Raw genomic sequence first — 17,375 nt, 5'->3', positions numbered from 1 at the left:
GTGAGGAGGGTGCTGGGTAAGGGGTCCAGCCGATCGTAGCGGCACCCTCGCATCCCGGTCGTCGCGGGGCGGTCCGCCGTGCCGGTACGCTGGTTGCTTCGATGCAGACCCAGGAGGTCCAGTGACCACGACGCCCACCGCTCCGCGCTCGTTCCGAGAGCGTCTCGACGGTTTCTTCGAGATCAGCAAGCGCGGTTCGACCGTCGGAGGCGAGGTGCGCGGCGGCCTCGTGACCTTCGTCGCGATGGCCTACATCGTCATCCTCAACCCGATCATCCTGAGCGGCTCGGCCGACGTCACCGGTGGCGAGCTCGGCTTCGCCCAGGTCGCCGCCGTGACCGCCCTGACCGCCGGCGTCATGACGATCCTCTTCGGTCTCGTGGCGCGGCTGCCGTTCGCCTTCGCGGCCGGCCTCGGCATCAACTCGTTCCTCGCGGTCAGCGTCGTCGGTCAGGTCACCTGGGCCGAGGCGATGGGCCTCGTCGTCATCAACGGGCTGATCATCGTCCTGCTCGCGGCGACCGGACTCCGCGCCATGATCTTCAACGCGGTGCCCATCCAGTTGAAGATCGCGATCACGGTCGGCATCGGCCTCTTCATCGCGTTCATCGGCTTCGTCGACGCCGGCTTCGTCCGCTCGACGGGCGCCGGTTCGCCGCCCGTCGGCCTCGGGATCGAGGGCTCGGTCGCCACCGTGCCGACCGCCGTGTTCGTCATCTCCCTGCTGCTCACGGGGGTGCTCGTCGCACGCAAGATCAAGGGCGCCCTGCTCATCGGCATCGTCGCCTCCACGATCATCGCCATCATCGCCGAGGCCGTCTTCAAGGTCGGCGCCTCCAACGGCGGCGAGAACCCCGGTGGCTGGAACCTCAGCGTCCCGACCCTGCCCACCCAGGTCGTCGGGGTGCCCGACCTCAGCCTGCTCGGCCAGGTGAGCTTCGGCGGCTTCGAGCGCATCGGCGTCCTCGCCGCGCTCATGCTCGTCTTCACCCTCGTGTTCACGAACTTCTTCGACGCCATGGGCACGATGACCGGGCTCTCGAAGGAGGCCGGTGTGGCGGACGCCAAGGGCGACTTCCCGCGACTCCGCTCGGCGCTCATCGTCGAGGGTGTCGGTGCGGTCGCCGGTGGCGCGACCTCGTCCTCCTCCTCGACCGTCTTCATCGAATCCGGTGCGGGCATCGGCGAAGGGGCACGGACCGGCCTCGCGAACCTCGTGACCGGCGCGCTGTTCCTGCTCGCCATGTTCTTCACGCCGCTCACGCAGATCGTGCCCTCCGAGGTCGCCGCCGCCGCGCTCGTCATCGTCGGGACGCTCATGATGTCGCAGATCAAGGACATCGTCTGGACCGAGTTCTCGGTCGCGCTCCCGGTGTTCCTGACGGTCGTCGTCATGCCGCTGACCTACTCGATCGCCAACGGCATCGGCGCCGGCTTCATCGCCTGGGTCGTGCTCCGCTCCCTGTCCGGGAAGGCGCGCGAGATCAGCCCGCTGCTGTGGGTCGTCGCAGCCGGGTTCCTCGTCTTCTTCGCCCGCGGACCCATCGAGCAGCTCCTCGGCGTCGCGTCCTGACCGTCCGCGGTCGGCCGCCCTCGGGTGGTCGACCGCGGCGGAGCACGTCGGCGGTGACTCCTAGACTCGGACCATGACTTCCGACGTCCGTTTCGGTCAGTACCCGGCTCCCGACAGGGTCATCGTCCATCTGAGCGACCCGCACCTCTTGGCCGACGGCCGACGCCTCTACGACGCGGTCGACGTGCAGGCCAACCTTGAGCAGGCCCTCCGTCAGATCGAGCGCATGCAGCTCCGGCCCGACGCGATGGTGTTCACGGGCGACCTCGCGGACCTCGGAGAGGCCGACGCCTACCGTCGGCTCCGGGAGCGGGTCGAGCCTGTCGCCGAGCGACTCGGCACCACCATCGTCTGGCTCATGGGCAACCACGACGAACGATCGGTCATGCGGACGGAGCTCCTCGACCTGCCGGCAGGGGAGCAGCCGCTCGACGCCGTCTGGGACTTCGGCGGCTTGCGCGTCATCGGCCTCGACTCGACCGTCCCGGGGTGGCACCACGGCGAGCTCGAGGACAGCCAGCTGCAGTGGCTGGAGTCGGTGCTGGCCACGCCGGCGCCGCTCGGCAGCATCCTCGCCATGCACCACCCGCCGGTGCCGTCGAGTATCCCGTTCTTCGACATCCTCGAGCTCCGCGACCAGCACCGGCTCGAGGCCGTGCTGCGCGGGAGCGACGTCCGGGCCATCCTGGGCGGCCATCTGCACTACTCCACCTCGAGCACCTTCGCCGGCATCCCCGTCCAGGTCGCCAGCGCGAGCTGTTACTCGATGAACCTCTCGCTCCCGTCCGTGGAGGTGAACGGGATGTTCGGCGGTCAGTCCTTCAACCTCGTGCACGTCTACGACGACCGCATCACCCACTCCACGGTCCCACTCGGTGACTACACCACCGCCGACACCTTCAGTGCGGCGTTCATCGACCGCATGGCCGCCCTGAGCCCGGCCGAGCGGCTGGAGGCGTTCTCGCGCAAGCGGTGACCCACGGTCGCTGAACCGCAGGCACGGAACCGTCTCGGGTCCAAGACACCGCAGAGGCATCGCGGATCGCACCCGGCTACGCTGGAAGGGACATCCACCCACCAGGCAACGGAGCCACGAGTGACGATCAGCACCACCAGCAGCAGCACCCCCACCACCCTTGGAGCAGACGACGACATGGCGGACAGGACGAACAGCGACGAGACTCGGACGGAGTCGGATTCACTCGGTTCAATGGAGATCCCGGCCGACGCGTACTGGGGCATCCACACGGCACGCGCGCTCGAGAACTTCCCCATCACGAAGCGTCCGATCTCCGTCTACCCCGACCTCGTCGTCGCCATCGCGAGCGTCAAGCAGGCCGCCGCCCGCGCGAACGCCGAGATCGGGGTCCTCGACCCGGCGAAGGCGAACCTCATCGACCGCGCGTGCCAAATCATCATCGACGGTGACTTCCACGAGGAGTTCATCGTGGGTGTGATCCAGGGCGGCGCAGGTACGTCGACGAACATGAACGCGAACGAGGTGATCACGAACATCGCGCTCGAGCTCGCTGGCCACGCCAAGGGCGAATACCAGTTCCTGCACCCGCTCGACGACACCAACCGGTCGCAGTCCACCAACGACGTCTACCCGACCTCGATCAAGATCGCGCTCGCGTTCTCGCTGCAGTTCCTCCTGACGGAGCTCGGCCTGCTGCGCGACTCGTGCAGCGCGAAGTCCGTCGAGTTCTCCCACGTCCTCAAGGTCGGGCGCACGCAGCTCCAGGACGCCGTCCCGATGACCCTCGGGCAGGAGTTCCACGGCTTCGCCACGACGCTGAACGAGGACTACGACCGCCTCCACGAGACCCTCTGGCTGCTCGCCGAGGTCAACCTCGGCGCCACCGCGATCGGAACGGGGATCACCGCCGACCCGCGCTACGCGGAGGCCGTCGTCCGTCACCTCAACCAGATCACGGGCCTCGCGCTCACCACGGCACCCGACCTCATCGAGTCGACGAGCGACGCCGGCGGGTTCATGTCGTTCAGCGGCACCCTGAAGCGGAGTGCCATCAAGCTCTCTAAGATCTGCAACGACCTGCGTCTGCTGTCGAGCGGTCCGCAGGCAGGCCTCGGCGAGATCAACCTGCCGCCCCGACAGGCCGGATCGAGCATCATGCCGGGCAAGGTCAACCCGGTCATCCCGGAGGTCGTGAACCAGGTGGCGTTCAGCGTCGTCGGCGCCGACATGACGGTCACGATGGCGGCCGAGGCCGGGCAGTTGCAGCTCAACGCCTTCGAACCGGTCATCGCCCACTCGCTGCTGCAGAGCATCGTCTGGATGGCACAGGCGTGCAAGACGCTGCGGGTGAACTGCATCGACGGCATCACGGCGAACGAGGAACGGCTCGAGGTGATGGTCGGCGCGTCCGTCGGCGTCATCACCGCCCTGACCCCGTTCATCGGGTATCAGTCGGCTGCGGCGCTCGCGAAGACCGCGCTGCTGACGGGCCGCAACGTCGCGGACCTCGTGGTCGAGGCCAACCTCATGACGCGCGACGAGGTGACGAAGCAGCTCTCGCCCGCGCGGCTCTCGGGGATCGAGGCCATCACCTCGGCCATCCCGATCATCGACCTGCCGATCCCGGGCGCGGACTCCGACCCGAGTCGCTGACCGACGCGGCTGTACACGACGAAGCCGTCCGGACCAGGGTCCGGACGGCTTCGTCGTGTGCTGTGGGGGAGTCGCTACCCGGCGGTGACCGTGCAGTGCGTCGTGAGCGATCCGACGCCTTCGACGGACACGGTGACCGTCGCGCCGTCGGTCAGGAAGACCTGCGGGTCGCGCGAGTATCCCGCGCCGCCCGGGCTGCCCGTCGAGATGAGCGTTCCGGGCAGGAGGGTCGCGGAGCCCGACAAGTGTTCGATGAGCGTCGCGACGCTGCGGACCATGTGACTGGTCGAGGAGTCCTGGAGCGTCACGCCGTCGAGGACGGTCGAGATGTGGAGCTCCTGCGGGTCGGGGATCTCGTCCGCGGTCACGACGACCGGGCCGGTCGGGGTGAACCCGTCGAAGGACTTGCAGCGCGACCACTGCGCCTCGGAGTACTGGATGTTGCGGGCGGTGATGTCGTTGACGACGGTGTACCCGAACACGTACCCGAGGGCGTCGGCCGCATCGACGTCGCGAGCGGCCCGGCCGATGACGACACCGAGCTCCGCCTCGTAGTCCACCTGCTCGCTGATCGCCGCTGGCCAGCTCGTGGTGCCCTCGTGACCGGTGAGCGAGTTCGCCCACAGGCCGAAGATGGTGGGGGCGTTGTCGGTCTTGAGGTTGAGCTCCTGCGAGTGCGCCGAGTAGTTGAGCCCGACCGCGAGGATCGTCGGCGGACGGAGGACCGCGGATGCGTGGACAAGCCCGTCGAGGGGTTCTCCGCTGACACCGTGGGCGAGCGACGTCTCGACGAAGCTCCGTACACGGTCCAGCTCGGCCGGGCCGCGCTCGATGAGCTCCTGGAGGTCGCGCGGGGCGTCCTCGAGGATCTCGTCGAGGAACACCGCCCCGGTGTCGCTGATGACGGCGAGTCGGACCCGCGGCTCTGCGGGGGTACTCGGCTGGTGGTCTGTGGCGACGAAATGGGCGAACTTCACCCGTCTACGGTATCGCAGGCGCGTCGGGCGCGGGCGTTGTGGACATACCGGTCCGAGCTGCGGGTGCCCGGACACGACGGAACGGGATGCGAGGCGGATCCTCGGGCGACGGCACCGGACAGACTCATCGCCCGGTGCTGCGGCAATGCCTGCGAGTCGCCCGGGCGATGAGTTGATCTGCACACAGCATGCACCCGGGAGCGGCGACCCGCAACCCCCAAGTACCGGGTGCGGCGCCACGACCACGCCACCAGGGGCCGGCCCGGGACGTCACGCGCTCAGCGAAATCCGCATGAACCGATCGGGCGGAACTGCTTGGATGGAGTCATGACCGATTCAGCACGCACCAAGCCCGAGGTCGACGCCCCCACGGGCCCGGCCCCCACCGAACTCGTCATCGAGGACATCTTCCTCGGCGAGGGCGACGAGGCCCAGGCCTCCTCGACCGTCGACGTCCACTACCTCGGCGTCGGCTACGACTCCGGCGAGGAGTTCGACTCCTCCTGGAGCCGCGGGCAGTCCATCAACTTCCCGCTGCGCAACCTCATCCAGGGCTGGCAGCACGGCATCCCCGGCATGAAGGTCGGCGGTCGCCGCAAGCTCACGGTCCCGCCGGAGCTCGCCTACGGCCCGGCCGGCGGTGGCCACCAGCTCTCCGGCCAGACGCTCGTCTTCGTGATCGACCTCCTGGGCGTCAAGTAACCATCCGCAGGTCACCCCTCGTCTCTCTCGACCGACGTGTCGCGGAGGCGAGGGGTGTCGCATGTCTCCCAGACCGAACGAGGACCACATGACCACCGCAACCCAGTACGTCGACCGCCTGACGGCGACCATTCCGGACTTCCCGACGCCCGGCATCCTGTTCCGCGACCTGACCCCGGTCTTCGCCGACGCCGACGCCTTCCGCGCGATCATCGACGAGCTGGCGGCGCGCTTCGAGGGTCGCTTCGACGCCGTCGCCGGTGTCGAGGCCCGTGGGTTCCTGCTCGCCGCGGCCGTCGCGTACGCGACCCACACGCGACTGGTCCCCATCCGCAAGGCGGGCAAGCTCCCGGGTGAGGTGCTCCGCGAGGACTACGGCCTCGAGTACGGCGCCGCCGCCCTGGAGCTGCGCACCGAGCAGCTGCCGGCCGGGACGCGCGTGCTCATCCTCGACGACGTGCTCGCGACGGGCGGCAGCTGCGGTGCGGCGGTCAACCTCATCGAGCGCGCCGGATACGAGGTGGCCGGGCTCGGGCTGGTGCTCGAGCTCGAGGGTCTGCCCGGCCGAGCCTCGCTCAGCGGTCGCGACGTCTTCTCGATCGCCACGGCTCCCGCCTAGGCGCTACGGCGTCGGCGTCCGGGCGTCATAGCGACGGAAGGCCCCCTGGACGCGGACGAGTGTCCAGACGAGCACGACGACCAGGAGCCCGCCGGCGAGCGCCGGCACCCAGAGCGCGAAGGCCGACGCGGCGAGGCCGATGTAGAGGTCGCCGACGCGGGGTCCGCCGGTCACGACGACGGTGAAGACGCCCTGCAGCCGGCCCCGGACGGAATCCGGCACGGCCGCCTGGAGGATCGTCATCCGGAAGATCGAGCTGATGTTGTCGGCCGCTCCGGCGACGGCGAGGGCGATCGCCGCGATCACGATGGCCGGGAGGTTCGCGTCGGCGGCATCGTGCGCCGCGCCTCCGGAGAACGTGACCCACGCGAGGACCGCGCCGAAGCAGGCGATGGCGAGCCCGTAGACGATGATGGCCCGCTCGATGGCGCGGCCCTGGCGGTCGATCCGGCCGAGTCGTCCGGAGACGAGGCTCGACAGCAGGGTGCCGACCGCGCCGGCCGCGGTCAGGACCCCGACGGTGATCGCGCCGCCGCCGAGCAACAGGGTGCCGACGGCGGGGTAGAGCACCCGCGGGTTGCCGAACGTCATCGCGACGATGTCGACGATGAACGTCATCCGGACGTTGGGGGCCGTCCGGAGGAAGGTCCAGCCATCGACCAGGCTCGCGAGGCCCGGGAGCCGGCTGACGCCGCCTTCGGGCAGGATCTTCGGCAGCGACGCGATCCCGAGGAAGGCGGCGACGAACAGCACGACGTCGATCGTGTAGGTCCAGCGGAATCCGACGCCGGCCACGAGGACGCCGGCGAGTGCTGGTCCGACCGTCACCATGACACCCGCTGCGATGCCGGACAACGCCGCGGCGGACGGCAGGAGGCGGGCCGGCAGCAGCCGGGGGAGGATCGCCTGCCGCGTCGTCCCGACGATGGTCGTCGACACGGCGTTGATCGTCGTGAGGAGGTACAGGGGCCAGACCACCTCTGAGCCACTCCAGGCGAGCACCGCGATGATCGCCGTCGACACCCACGTGACCACGGCGGCCGTCAGGGCGACCGTGCGTCGGTCGAACGCGTCCGCGAGCATGCCCCCGTAGAGCCCGAAGCAGATCATCGGGATGAGGGCGATGACGCCCACGAGTGAGACGGCGAACGTCGATGCGGTGAGGTCGTAGACCTGGAGCCCGACGGCGACGATGGTCATCTGACCGCCGATCCCGGTGATCGCGCCGCCGATCCACAGCCGGGCGAAGGCGGGACTCTCCCGGAGCGGACTCAGATCGACGAGGAGCCCGCGCCGCCCGGATCCGGGTGCAGCGCTCACCGGGGCATCGGGTGACGGGATGGAGCGCGCTCAGACATGCACCTCAGCCTACGCGCGTCGCGGCAGGGCTCCGCGGCGAGGGCAGGGGCTGCCCGGAGTCGGTTGTCAGCGCCCTCGGGCAGGATGGAGACATGCGTCTCTGGTCGATCCATCCCCGGTACTTCGACGCCCAGGCGCTGACCTCGTCCTGGCGTGAGGGGCTGATCGCCCAGCGGGTCCTGCAGGAGCCCGGATCGAGCCTTCGTGCACACCCGCAGCTCCAGCGCTTCCTCGAGGCCGACGAACCGCTGGAGGCGATCGCGGCCTACCTCAACGGTGTCGCCGACGAGGCGCAGGAGCGCGACATCGTCTTCGACCGTGCGCGTGTCGTCGCGGCCGGCGTCCTCCCGGAACCCCTCGTCGTGACCGACGGCCAGCTCGACTACGAATGGGGCAACCTGCGACGGCACCTGCTCGGACGCAGCCCCGACGTCGCGTCCCGGTGGGCGAAGGTCTGGCGACCGCAGCCGCACCCGGTGTTCGTCGTCGTCGGCGGTGGCGTCGCGTCGTGGGAACTCGCCTGAGCGACCCGCTCGACGGCTGAGGCCCGAGCCACTACCGTTGCGGCATGGGCAGACACGCTGATGTGGGAGCCGCGCCGCTGTCGGCGACCGGTACGGTGGTGCGGCTGCGGCCGGACCTCGAAGAAGCGATCGATGACGCGGGGAGATTGGCGTTCTTCCGCGGCTTGCCGAACAGCGCGCAACGGGAACTCGCGCTGTGGGTCGAGCGCTCGAAGGACACACACCGTGAATCACGGATCGAAGCGGTCATCGAGTTGCTCGCCCAGCGGGCCGTGGAACTCCGGACAGCCGCTCCGGCGCGTACCGCGGGTGGTCAGCGGCGCTGACGGACACGCGTCGGCGCGCCGAGGGTGCCGTCAGGCCTCAGAATCCGAAGTCGCCGCCGCCGCCGCCGCCGAAGTCGCCGAATCCACCGTCACCCCAGCCGCTGCCGTCGGCGGAGGTGTCGGCTGCGGAGGCGTCGGTCGCCGCGCCGTCTCCCGCCCCTGCCTCGGCACCGCTCTGATCGGTGCCGCCGGCATCGGCTGCGGCATCGGTTCCGACGGTGTCCGGAATGAACGCCTGCGCGATGGCCGAACCGACCACGACACCGGCGATGGTGCCGAGCATGGAGCTCGCCAGCATGCTGCCGAAGCTCATCCCGCCGCCCTGCGGACCGAGGGTGCGCTCGAGGGTCCCGGGCTGCCGCACTTCGGCCCGGGTGGCCGAACGCGCGAGGGCCTTGGGGGAGTCGTCTGCCGGTGCCTCACCGGTCGGGGCGTCCTCCGACAGCTGTCGGTACAGGATGCCCCGCTGCTCGGGGGTGAGCTTCGTGAAGGCCTCTTGGTGGACCTGTTCGATGGTCTCCGGCGGCGCGGTCCGCAGGAGGTAGCGGTAGCGTTCGACGGCGATCTCGTCCTCCGTCCGTGCGGGGGCCGAGGCCGGGCTCGCGCCGCCCGTCCCCTGGACAGGTCCATCGGAGTCGGGGCGTCCGAGCAGTCGATCGAGGAATCCCATGCTGTGCTCCTTCATGGTCGCGGGCGTCCAGCGTACGCGTCAGGTGTGGCATCCGGCTTGGATCGCCCTGGGAATCCACTGCGGTCGCCGAGGCGGAATATGTCAGGCCGTCCGAGCGCTGCACCCTGATGCGTCTGTCGCCGTTCGGCAGCGCGACGAAAGGTGACCATGCGACTCTCGATACTGGATCTCATCCCCGTCCGCACCGACCAGGACACGGCTGCGGCACTCGCCGCGACGATCGCCCTGGCGAAGCGCGCCGACGAGCTGGGGTATCACCGGTATTGGGTGGCCGAGCACCACAACATGCCGTCCGTCGCATCGACGAACCCTGCGGTCGTCATCGGCATCCTGGCTGCCGCCACGCAGCGAATCCGCGTCGGCTCCGGCGGCGTGATGCTCCCGAACCACGCGCCGCTCGTCGTCGCCGAGCAGTTCGCGCTCCTCGAAGCGTCCGCGCCCGGCCGCATCGACCTCGGCCTCGGCCGGGCACCGGGCAGCGACCCGGTCATCTCCGCCGTGCTCCGCCAGTCGGGCAACACGAGCGACGTCGACCGGTTCCCGAACAACGTGCAGGACATCGTCGCCCTCCTCGGCGTCGACGGTGCGAGCGTGCGGATGACCTCCGGCGAGGAGTACGCCCTGCGGGGAACGCCGAAGGCCGGCAGTGTGCCGGACGTGTGGTTGCTCGGTTCGAGCGACTACTCGGCGGCGCTCGCCGCAGCACTCGGACTGCCCTACGTCTTCGCGCACCACTTCTCCGGCCAGGGGACGGCTCGGGCCCTCGAGCTCTACCGGTCGAGTTTCCAGCCGTCCGCACATCTCGACGCGCCTCGCACCTTCCTGACCGCGAACGCAGTGGTCGCCGACACGGCCGCCGAGGCGGAAGCGTTGGCGCTCCCCAACCTGCAGCAGATGGCGAGACTGCGTTCCGGCAAGCCGCTCGGACCCATCGCGACCGTCGAAGAGGCCGCCGCGACCGAGCAGAGCGATCTCGAGCTCGGTTTCGTCCAGCAGATGCGCGCTGCCTGGATCATCGGCGACGCCGACCAGGCTGCGGCGGAGCTGCAGGGTCTCGCCGACCGCTTCGGTGTCGACGAGGTCATGGTGTCGCCCGTCGGGTCTGCACGGGAGGGCACGCCGTCGAACTCGGCGCCCGCACGTGAGCGGACGATCGAACTGCTGGCGGAGCGCTTCCCGCAGCACTGACGCCGTCGGCGTCACCCGACTGGCGAGGAATCGTCAGTCGCGTGGCGGCTGGACGGCGCGCACCCGTTCGACGAGTTCCTGCCAGGGACCGGTGAGCTGCTGCTCGCCGAGGGTGGCCTCCTTAGGCGCACATCTGATGCGGTAGACGTACCGATCCGGGACCGGTGGTCCTTGTGGGGTGTCGTCCCACGGGAGGCGGTCGAGCAGGACGATCCACCGGTCGACGTCGGGCTGCTCGTCGACGACGACCTCCCAGCGTCGGGTGAGACCGGCTACACCGCCGCTCCTCGTCACCGTGACCTTCATGCCGCGATGCTACTCCGCGAGCCCGGGCGCTGCCACGACGCTCACGCGGACGGCTCGATGCCGACGAGCGCCCACGCCTGCCCGACCGCGGTGTGCTCCTCCGAGTCCACACCGAACCTGGCGGCGGCCGCAGCGATCGTCGCCGCGGCGAAGGTCGCGAAGTCGGCGCGCTCCGACAGGCCGCCGATGAGGGTGTCGTACCAGATGAGCCCCGCACGCTCCCAGGCGTTGCCGCCGAGGGCGACGGCGAGCGTCGCGAACGCCCGGTTGGGGATGCCGGAGTTGAGGTGGACGCCTCCGTTGTCGTCGGTCGTCTCGATGTAGTCGTCGAAATGCGCCGGCTGCGGGTCCTTCCCGAGGACGTCGTCGTCGTAGGCCGTGCCCGGGGCGAGCATGGAACGCAGTGCGTTGCCCTCGACCTCGTCCGTGAAGAGCCCTTCGCCGATGAGCCAGGACGCCGATGCCGCGTCCTCGCCGCGCGCATGCTGTTCGACGAGGGCGCCGAAGACGTCGGACACGTGTTCGTTGAGCGCTCCAGGCTGCCCCTCGTAGACGAGGTTCGCCGTGTACTGCGTCACGCCGTGGGCCAGCTCGTGGCCGATGACGCTCAGGGAGCTCGTGAAGCTGCGGAAGACCTCGCCGTCGCCGTCGCCGAAGACCATCTGTTCGCCGTTCCAGAACGCGTTGTCGTAGTCGTCGCCGTAGTGCACCGTGGCGAGCAACGGCAGCCCGCGGCCGTCGATGGAGTCGCGTGCGAACGCCTCGGCGAAGAGGGCGTGGGTGTCGCCGAGGCCGTCGTAAGCGGCGGAGACCGCGGCGTCGGTGGTGGCGGGCTCACCCTCCGAGCGGACGAGCGTGCCCGGGAGGGTCTCGGTCCGCCGGGCGTCGTGGATGCTGCGTTCCGGGGTGCCGACCGGACGCTTGCCGGCCGTGGCGCTGCGCACGGGATCAGCGGCCCGCTCCGACCCTGGCTCGGGGAAGCGGTATGGTCGCGTGGCGAGCAGCGAGTACCGTGCGGCACTGGCGGCGCGTGCCAGCTGCGGAGCGTCGAGTTCGGCGATGCGCTCGAGCAACCAGGGCGGGACGATGCCGCACACGTGCCGCGGGGCCGGTGTCGGCATGCTGGACGAAGGGTTCGGTGAGCCGTTCATGCGGTGATCCTGCCATAGCTGGCCGACACGGCGTACGGCTCGCGCGGCGCGCTGTGGACAGGATGCCGAACGGGCCGGGAATAGCGCGGGTGTGAACGCCGTTGTCCTGGATATCCATGCAAACGCATGAAAGAACGAGTGGGAGCGCATGATGCAATTCGGAATCTTCACGGTGGGGGATGTCACCACCGACCCGACCACCGGGATCACGCCCACCGAGCACGAGCGCATCGAGGCGATGGTCGCGATCGCCGTGAAGGCGGAGGAGGTCGGTCTCGACGTCTTCGCGACCGGCGAGCACCACAACCCGCCCTTCGTCCCGTCGAGCCCCACGACCATGCTCGGCTACATCGCGGCGAAGACCACGGACCTCATCCTCTCGACGAGCACGACGCTCATCACCACGAACGACCCGGTGAAGATCGCCGAGGACTACGCCATGCTGCAGCACCTGGCCGGCGGCCGGGTCGACCTCATCATGGGCCGTGGCAACACGGGGCCCGTCTACCCCTGGTTCGGCAAGGACATCCGCGAGGGCATCAACCTCGCCATCGAGAACTATGCGTTGCTCCACCGCCTCTGGCGAGAGGACTACGTCGACTGGCAGGGCCAGTTCCGCACCCCGCTGCAGGGCTTCCAGTCCACACCGCGACCGCTCGACGGCGTGCCGCCCTTCGTGTGGCACGGCTCCATCCGGAGCCCCGAGATCGCCGAGCAGGCGGCCTACTACGGCGACGGCTTCTTCGCGAACAACATCTTCTGGCCGAAGGAGCACTACATGCGCCTCATCCAGCTGTACCGTCAGCGGTTCGAGCACTACGGGCACGGCACGGCCGCGCAGGCGATCGTCGGACTCGGCGGTCAGGCGTTCATGGCGAAGAACTCGCAGGACGCCGTCGCCCAGTTCCGGCCGTACTTCGACAACGCCCCCGTGTACGGTCACGGGCCGACGCTCGAGGACTTCACCGAGCAGACGCCGCTCACCGTCGGCAGCCCGCAGCAGGTCATCGACCGGTACGCCGGGATGCGCGAGACCTTCGGCGACTACCAGCGTCAGCTGTTCCTCATGGATCACGCCGGGCTCCCGCTCGCGACGGTGCTCGACCAGCTCGAGATCCTCGGCGGCGAGGTCGTGCCGGTGCTGCGCAAGGAGTTCGCGAAGGACCGTCCGGCCGACGTGCCGGAGGCGCCGACGCACGCGTCGATGGTCGCGGCCGCTGAGGCGGAACTCGCTTCGCGCTCCGGTGCGGTCGAGACGAGCCGGGTCGCATCCGGTTCGGCGTTCGGCGCGGCGGCGGTCGGGGCGACCCGATGACCGCGAAGCGCACGCTCGCCGTCGTCTCGGCCGGCCTCAGTCAACCGTCGTCCACACGCCTCCTCGCCGACCGCCTCCGCGACGCCACCGTGGCGCGCCTCGAGCAGGACGGGTACACGGTCGAGACGACGTCGATCGAGCTGCGCGACTTGGCGCAGGACATCACGAACAACCTGCTGACCGGGTTCCCCAGTCCACGGTTGTCCGAGGCGATCGAAGCCATGACCGCCGCCGACGGCGTGATCGCGGTGACGCCGATCTTCTCCTCCAGCTACTCCGGCTTGTTCAAGTCGTTCTTCGACGTGGTGGAGCCGACCGCCTTGACCGGGGTGCCCGTCGTCCTCGGTGCGACGGGTGGGTCGGCCAGACACTCCCTCGCCCTCGAATACGCCGTGCGTCCATTGTTCGCCTACCTGCGGGCGGTGACCGTGCCGACCGCCGTGTTCGCGGCCTCCGAGGACTGGGGGTCGGGCGACGCGCAGGTCGGTGCCCTGCCGGCGCGGATCGACCGTGCGGCCGGTGAGTTGAGCGCACTCGTGGCGGCCTCGGATCGTTCCGGGCGCCTGGACGACCCGTTCGCCCTCGATCGCCCGTTCTCCGAGCTGCTCGGCGGTCTCGGGGCCTGATCGGACGACTGCGTCCGACCACCCCGATGCGGGCGGGGACCGCCCGGTGCGGTCCCCGCCTCCGTCGTTCCCAGGCTCGGCGCCGCGGTCTTTGGGATACTGGTGGCGTGCGTCGCCGTCCGGCGTCGCCGGAGGGAATGGTGGCCAGGTGATCCCCGGAGCGCGTCGACTCGGTTCGCTGCTGCAGCGTGCCGCTCGTACCGCGGCGCTCGCCGTGGTGGCGGTGTCGATCGGCGCCGGATCCCTCGTCCTGCCCCTCGCCGCATCCGCTCCCGCGTCGGCCGCCGGCACTGGCACGATCGAGAGCCCGACCGACGGCGACACCGTCTACCGCGTCGACTACACCCTGGACGGTGAGCAGGTGAGCGGATTCGACGTCACCGGCACCGCCGATGCAGGTGCCGACGTCGTGCTGTCCTACTGGCGCTCGATCGACCTCTACGACTCGGCGAAGGCCTGCTTCAGCAGCTCCACGGCCGATGACGCGTCGTGCGACCTGCAATCCACCGGCGGGACGGGGGCGACCGAGTTCCGCTTCGACGGCCAGCCGATCGAGATCGGGAGCGACGGCGGATGGTCCACCAGGATCAACATGACCCAGTGGCTTCGCGGCGCGGACGCGGGGGAGTACGACATCACCCTCGCTCTCGTGTCGACGAACGCCGACGGCGGGGCCACGCTCGGCGACCCGGTCCGACTCGTCTACGACTCCACGACGACCGCCGAGGCGGCCGAGGCGGCGGCTGAACCCGCGCCGAACGCCGGTGCCGGACCGCCGCTCTGGGTCTGGTTGCTCCTCGCCTTCCTGATCCTGGACCTCATCGCGCTCGCCCTCATCCTCGTGCTGCGTCGCCGACGCCGGGTTGCAGCCAGCGAAGCGGAGGAACGGGCGAACGCGAAGCGGCGCTCGACGCACCGCGAACCTCCCACGATGTGAACCTGCTAGAATCACAAGGTTGCCGTCGAACGGCCGCGGATCAAGAGAGCCCACGCATCAGGCGACGGGCACCGCGCAACGAACAGAGAGGGGATCACCACTATGGCGCTTGAAGGAGACCGTAAGAAGGCGATCATCGAAGAGTACGCAACCCACCCAGGTGACACCGGATCCCCCGAGGTCCAGGTGGCGGTCATGACCCGCCGCATCAAGGACCTCACCGAGCACCTCAAGGAGCACAAGCACGACCACCACTCGCGTCGTGGCCTGCTGCTCCTGGTCGGACAGCGTCGCCGCCTCCTCGGCTACCTCCAGGCCGTCGACATCGAGCGCTACCGCTCGCTGATCGAGCGCCTCGGACTCCGCCGCTAGGCAGCACTCTGAACCCTCCGCCAGCTCACGAGACCCACGGTCCCTGAGCCTGTCGAAGGGCGCTGATAACGCGAGCTTCTTCGTGACGGGCCGTCATCCTCCGGGATGGCGGCCCGTTCGTGTTCGATCAGGAACGCTGCAGCTGGAGAACATCCCGTCTGCGACTCGACCTCAGCCTGCTCATCTGGCAAGGTCGAGAGTCGGCTTCGAGCGAGGCCACGAGGTACCGCACCACGGCAAGGAGCACCATGAGCATCTGGCGGACGAAGAGCATCGAGGACTCCCTCGCGGATTCCAGCGTCGAAGGGCGCAGCCTGAAGCGCACCCTCGGCACCTGGGACCTCATGATCATGGGTGTCGCGGTCGCGGTCGGTGCCGGCATCTTCTCCGTCGGAGCCAAGGCTGCGGGCAACTACGCGGGCCCGTCCGTGTCGCTCGCGTTCATCCTCGCGGCCGTCACCTGTGCCCTCGCCATCATGTGCTACGCGGAGTTCGCCTCCACGGTGCCCGTCGCCGGCTCCGCCTACACCTTCACCTACGCCACCCTCGGTGAGCTCCTCGCGTGGATCATCGGATGGGACCTCATCCTGGAGATGCTCACGGCGGCCGCCGTCATCGCCAAGTACTGGGGCATCTACCTCAGCAACGTCTTCCTGCTCTGGGGCTGGGACGTGCCGAGCGAGCTCGACGTCTTCGGGCTCAAGGTCAGCTGGGGCGCGTTCGTCATCGTCGCGATCTTCACCACCCTGCTCGTCCTCGGGACGAAGCTGTCTTCGCGTGTCGCGAGCGTCTTCACGATCATCAAGGTCGCGATCGTCATCTTCGTCATCGTCGTCGGCGCCTTCTTCGTCAAGGCGGCGAACTACACGCCGTTCATCCCCGACGAGGTCCCGACGAAGGGCGGGGCGTCCGACGCCTGGTCGCAGTCGCTGTTCTCCTTCATGACGGGGGCAGCGCCCGCGCAGTACGGCGTCTTCGGTCTGCTCGCGGGTGCCTCACTCGTCTTCTTCGCCTTCATCGGGTTCGACGTCGTCGCCACGAGCGCGGAAGAGGTCAAGAACCCGCAGCGCAACCTGCCGCGCGGCATCTTCGGTGGCCTGGCCATCGTGACCGTCCTCTACGTCGGTGTGAGCCTCGTCCTCACCGGCATGGTGCCGTACACGACCCTCGCCGAGGCTGAGGACCCCTCGCTCGCGACGGCGTTCATCGCGGTGGGCGCGGACTGGGCGGCGCAGGTGATCTCGATCGGCATCCTCGCCGGCCTGACGACCGTCATCATGGTGCTCCTGCTCGGCCTCGCCCGCGTGGTCTTCGCCATGAGCCGCGACGGCCTGCTCCCGCGCTCACTCAGTGTCACCTCCGAGAAGCGGAAGACACCCATGCGGGTGCAGCTCATCGTCGGCGCGCTCGTCGCGCTGATCGCCGGCCTGACCGACGTGGGCATCCTCGAGGAGATGATCAACATCGGCACGCTCTCCGCGTTCGTGCTCGTCAGCATCGCCGTGATCGTCCTGCGGAAGAAGTACCCGAAGCTGCCACGCGCGTTCCGCGTCCCGTGGTCGCCGTTCCTCCCGATCCTCTCAGCGGTGCTCTGCGTCTGGCTCATGCTCAACCTGACGACGCTCACCTGGGTGCGGTTCCTCGTCTGGCTGGCGCTCGGCTTCATCATCTACTTCGCCTACAGCCGGCGGCACTCCATCGTCGGCAAGAAGGCGCGGGGCGAGCTCGTCGAGTGAGGCCTGCGTCCGTCGCCGTCGTGCGGCCAGGGCCGCGCTGATCCGGTCGACGGTCACGCCCAGGCCGACGGCGACGACGATCGAGACGGCGGTCGCGAGTACCGGCTGATCCGGGAGGAACCGGCCGACGACGGCTCCGACGCCCACGTTCCACAGTGCCCAGGCGAGCCCTGCGAGGACGGTGATCGGAAGGTACCGACGGGGGCGGAGGCCACTCGCCCCGGCGACGAGGTTGACCGCGATGCGCGCGAACGGGATGTAGCGCGCGGTGAGGATGGCTGCAGCGGCGCGGCGCTCGAGTGCGACGCCCGCGCGTCCGATCGCGCCGGCGACCCGCGGGC

The 17,375-nt window shown here is 69.4% G+C and carries 18 protein-coding genes and 1 pseudogene; 13 read left to right on the top strand and 6 right to left on the bottom strand.

Annotated features, from left to right (window positions below):
• Positions 1-121: 121 nt before the first annotated feature.
• The 3 genes from IFT89_RS10045 (at position 122) to IFT89_RS10035 (ending at position 4,205) form a co-directional block, all read left to right on the top strand.
• Entirely contained in the window at positions 122-1,573 is a 1,452-nt protein-coding gene (locus IFT89_RS10045) for an NCS2 family permease (protein WP_137243259.1), read from the top strand.
• A gap of 73 nt (positions 1,574-1,646) precedes the next feature.
• The gene (locus IFT89_RS10040) at positions 1,647-2,549 is read left to right on the top strand and encodes a phosphodiesterase (protein ID WP_191941368.1); all 903 of its coding nucleotides are present in this window, start codon (positions 1,647-1,649) and stop codon (positions 2,547-2,549) included.
• A gap of 177 nt (positions 2,550-2,726) precedes the next feature.
• Positions 2,727-4,205, top strand: coding sequence for an aspartate ammonia-lyase (locus IFT89_RS10035; RefSeq protein WP_086474295.1), 1,479 nt, complete (start codon positions 2,727-2,729; stop codon positions 4,203-4,205).
• A 74-nt stretch (positions 4,206-4,279) separates the two neighbouring features.
• Here IFT89_RS10035 and IFT89_RS10030 read toward each other — a convergent pair whose 3' ends face one another.
• Positions 4,280-5,182 carry a fumarylacetoacetate hydrolase family protein gene (locus IFT89_RS10030; RefSeq protein ID WP_192006596.1) on the bottom strand — a complete coding sequence of 301 codons (903 nt, stop codon included), beginning with the start codon at positions 5,180-5,182 and terminating at the stop codon, positions 4,280-4,282.
• Between the two features lie 327 nt (positions 5,183-5,509).
• On the opposite strand from IFT89_RS10030, the gene IFT89_RS10025 reads away from it, so the two are divergent.
• Together IFT89_RS10025 and IFT89_RS10020 are read left to right on the top strand one after the other, a co-directional pair.
• Positions 5,510-5,884, top strand: a complete 375-nt coding sequence (locus IFT89_RS10025) for an FKBP-type peptidyl-prolyl cis-trans isomerase (RefSeq protein ID WP_137243256.1) — start codon at positions 5,510-5,512, stop codon at positions 5,882-5,884.
• A gap of 88 nt (positions 5,885-5,972) precedes the next feature.
• Entirely contained in the window at positions 5,973-6,503 is a 531-nt protein-coding gene (locus IFT89_RS10020) for an adenine phosphoribosyltransferase (RefSeq protein ID WP_124769542.1), read from the top strand.
• A gap of 3 nt (positions 6,504-6,506) precedes the next feature.
• Here the strand turns inward: IFT89_RS10020 and IFT89_RS10015 are convergent, their stop codons facing one another.
• Positions 6,507-7,823, bottom strand: coding sequence for an MFS transporter (locus IFT89_RS10015; protein ID WP_202938858.1), 1,317 nt, complete (start codon positions 7,821-7,823; stop codon positions 6,507-6,509).
• A gap of 131 nt (positions 7,824-7,954) precedes the next feature.
• On the opposite strand from IFT89_RS10015, the gene IFT89_RS10010 reads away from it, so the two are divergent.
• Together IFT89_RS10010 and IFT89_RS10005 are read left to right on the top strand one after the other, a co-directional pair.
• Entirely contained in the window at positions 7,955-8,386 is a 432-nt protein-coding gene (locus IFT89_RS10010) for a pyrimidine dimer DNA glycosylase/endonuclease V (RefSeq protein ID WP_086473901.1), read from the top strand.
• A 44-nt stretch (positions 8,387-8,430) separates the two neighbouring features.
• The gene (locus tag IFT89_RS10005; RefSeq protein ID WP_085513075.1) at positions 8,431-8,712 is read left to right on the top strand and encodes a YdeI/OmpD-associated family protein; all 282 of its coding nucleotides are present in this window, start codon (positions 8,431-8,433) and stop codon (positions 8,710-8,712) included.
• Between the two features lie 37 nt (positions 8,713-8,749).
• Here IFT89_RS10005 and IFT89_RS10000 read toward each other — a convergent pair whose 3' ends face one another.
• Positions 8,750-9,382, bottom strand: a complete 633-nt coding sequence (locus IFT89_RS10000; RefSeq protein ID WP_202938857.1) for a hypothetical protein — start codon at positions 9,380-9,382, stop codon at positions 8,750-8,752.
• 168 nt (positions 9,383-9,550) lie between these two features.
• Here IFT89_RS10000 and IFT89_RS09995 point away from each other — a divergent pair, with 168 nt between their 5' ends.
• Positions 9,551-10,591, top strand: coding sequence for an LLM class flavin-dependent oxidoreductase (locus IFT89_RS09995; protein ID WP_202938856.1), 1,041 nt, complete (start codon positions 9,551-9,553; stop codon positions 10,589-10,591).
• A 33-nt stretch (positions 10,592-10,624) separates the two neighbouring features.
• Here IFT89_RS09995 and IFT89_RS09990 read toward each other — a convergent pair whose 3' ends face one another.
• Entirely contained in the window at positions 10,625-10,897 is a 273-nt protein-coding gene (locus tag IFT89_RS09990; protein ID WP_064294474.1) for a protealysin inhibitor emfourin, read from the bottom strand.
• A 41-nt stretch (positions 10,898-10,938) separates the two neighbouring features.
• Positions 10,939-12,048, bottom strand: a complete 1,110-nt coding sequence (locus IFT89_RS09985; RefSeq protein ID WP_228501989.1) for a M4 family metallopeptidase — start codon at positions 12,046-12,048, stop codon at positions 10,939-10,941.
• A 151-nt stretch (positions 12,049-12,199) separates the two neighbouring features.
• On the opposite strand from IFT89_RS09985, the gene IFT89_RS09980 reads away from it, so the two are divergent.
• From IFT89_RS09980 to IFT89_RS20245, 5 genes are all read left to right on the top strand, one after another.
• Positions 12,200-13,363, top strand: coding sequence for an LLM class flavin-dependent oxidoreductase (locus IFT89_RS09980; RefSeq protein WP_079707385.1), 1,164 nt, complete (start codon positions 12,200-12,202; stop codon positions 13,361-13,363).
• Entirely contained in the window at positions 13,360-13,989 is a 630-nt protein-coding gene (locus tag IFT89_RS09975; protein WP_194645604.1) for an FMN reductase, read from the top strand. Before IFT89_RS09980 ends, IFT89_RS09975 begins: the two co-directional genes overlap by 4 nt.
• Before the next feature lie 148 nt (positions 13,990-14,137).
• Complete coding sequence (locus IFT89_RS09970) at positions 14,138-14,926, top strand: hypothetical protein (RefSeq protein ID WP_202938855.1); 789 nt, start codon at positions 14,138-14,140, stop codon at positions 14,924-14,926.
• Positions 14,927-15,028: 102 nt separating this feature from the next.
• Entirely contained in the window at positions 15,029-15,298 is a 270-nt protein-coding gene (gene rpsO, locus IFT89_RS09965; protein WP_056012204.1) for a 30S ribosomal protein S15, read from the top strand.
• Positions 15,299-15,546: 248 nt separating this feature from the next.
• On the top strand, positions 15,547-17,034 hold the full coding sequence (locus tag IFT89_RS20245; protein WP_202938854.1) for an amino acid permease: 1,488 nt from the start codon (positions 15,547-15,549) through the stop codon (positions 17,032-17,034).
• A 192-nt stretch (positions 17,035-17,226) separates the two neighbouring features.
• On the opposite strand, the pseudogene IFT89_RS20780 reads toward IFT89_RS20245, so the two are convergent.
• Positions 17,227-17,292 (bottom strand): annotated as a pseudogene (locus tag IFT89_RS20780) (hypothetical protein); the annotation flags it as partial.
• Positions 17,293-17,375: the final 83 nt, after the last annotated feature.

Origin of the sequence: Plantibacter sp. CFBP 13570 (assembly GCF_014841395.1) — a bacterium.
Taxonomy (GTDB): domain Bacteria; phylum Actinomycetota; class Actinomycetes; order Actinomycetales; family Microbacteriaceae; genus Plantibacter; species Plantibacter auratus.
The sequence above is the reverse complement of the archived record's forward strand: the minus strand, read 5'-3'. Positions and strand labels throughout refer to the sequence as shown.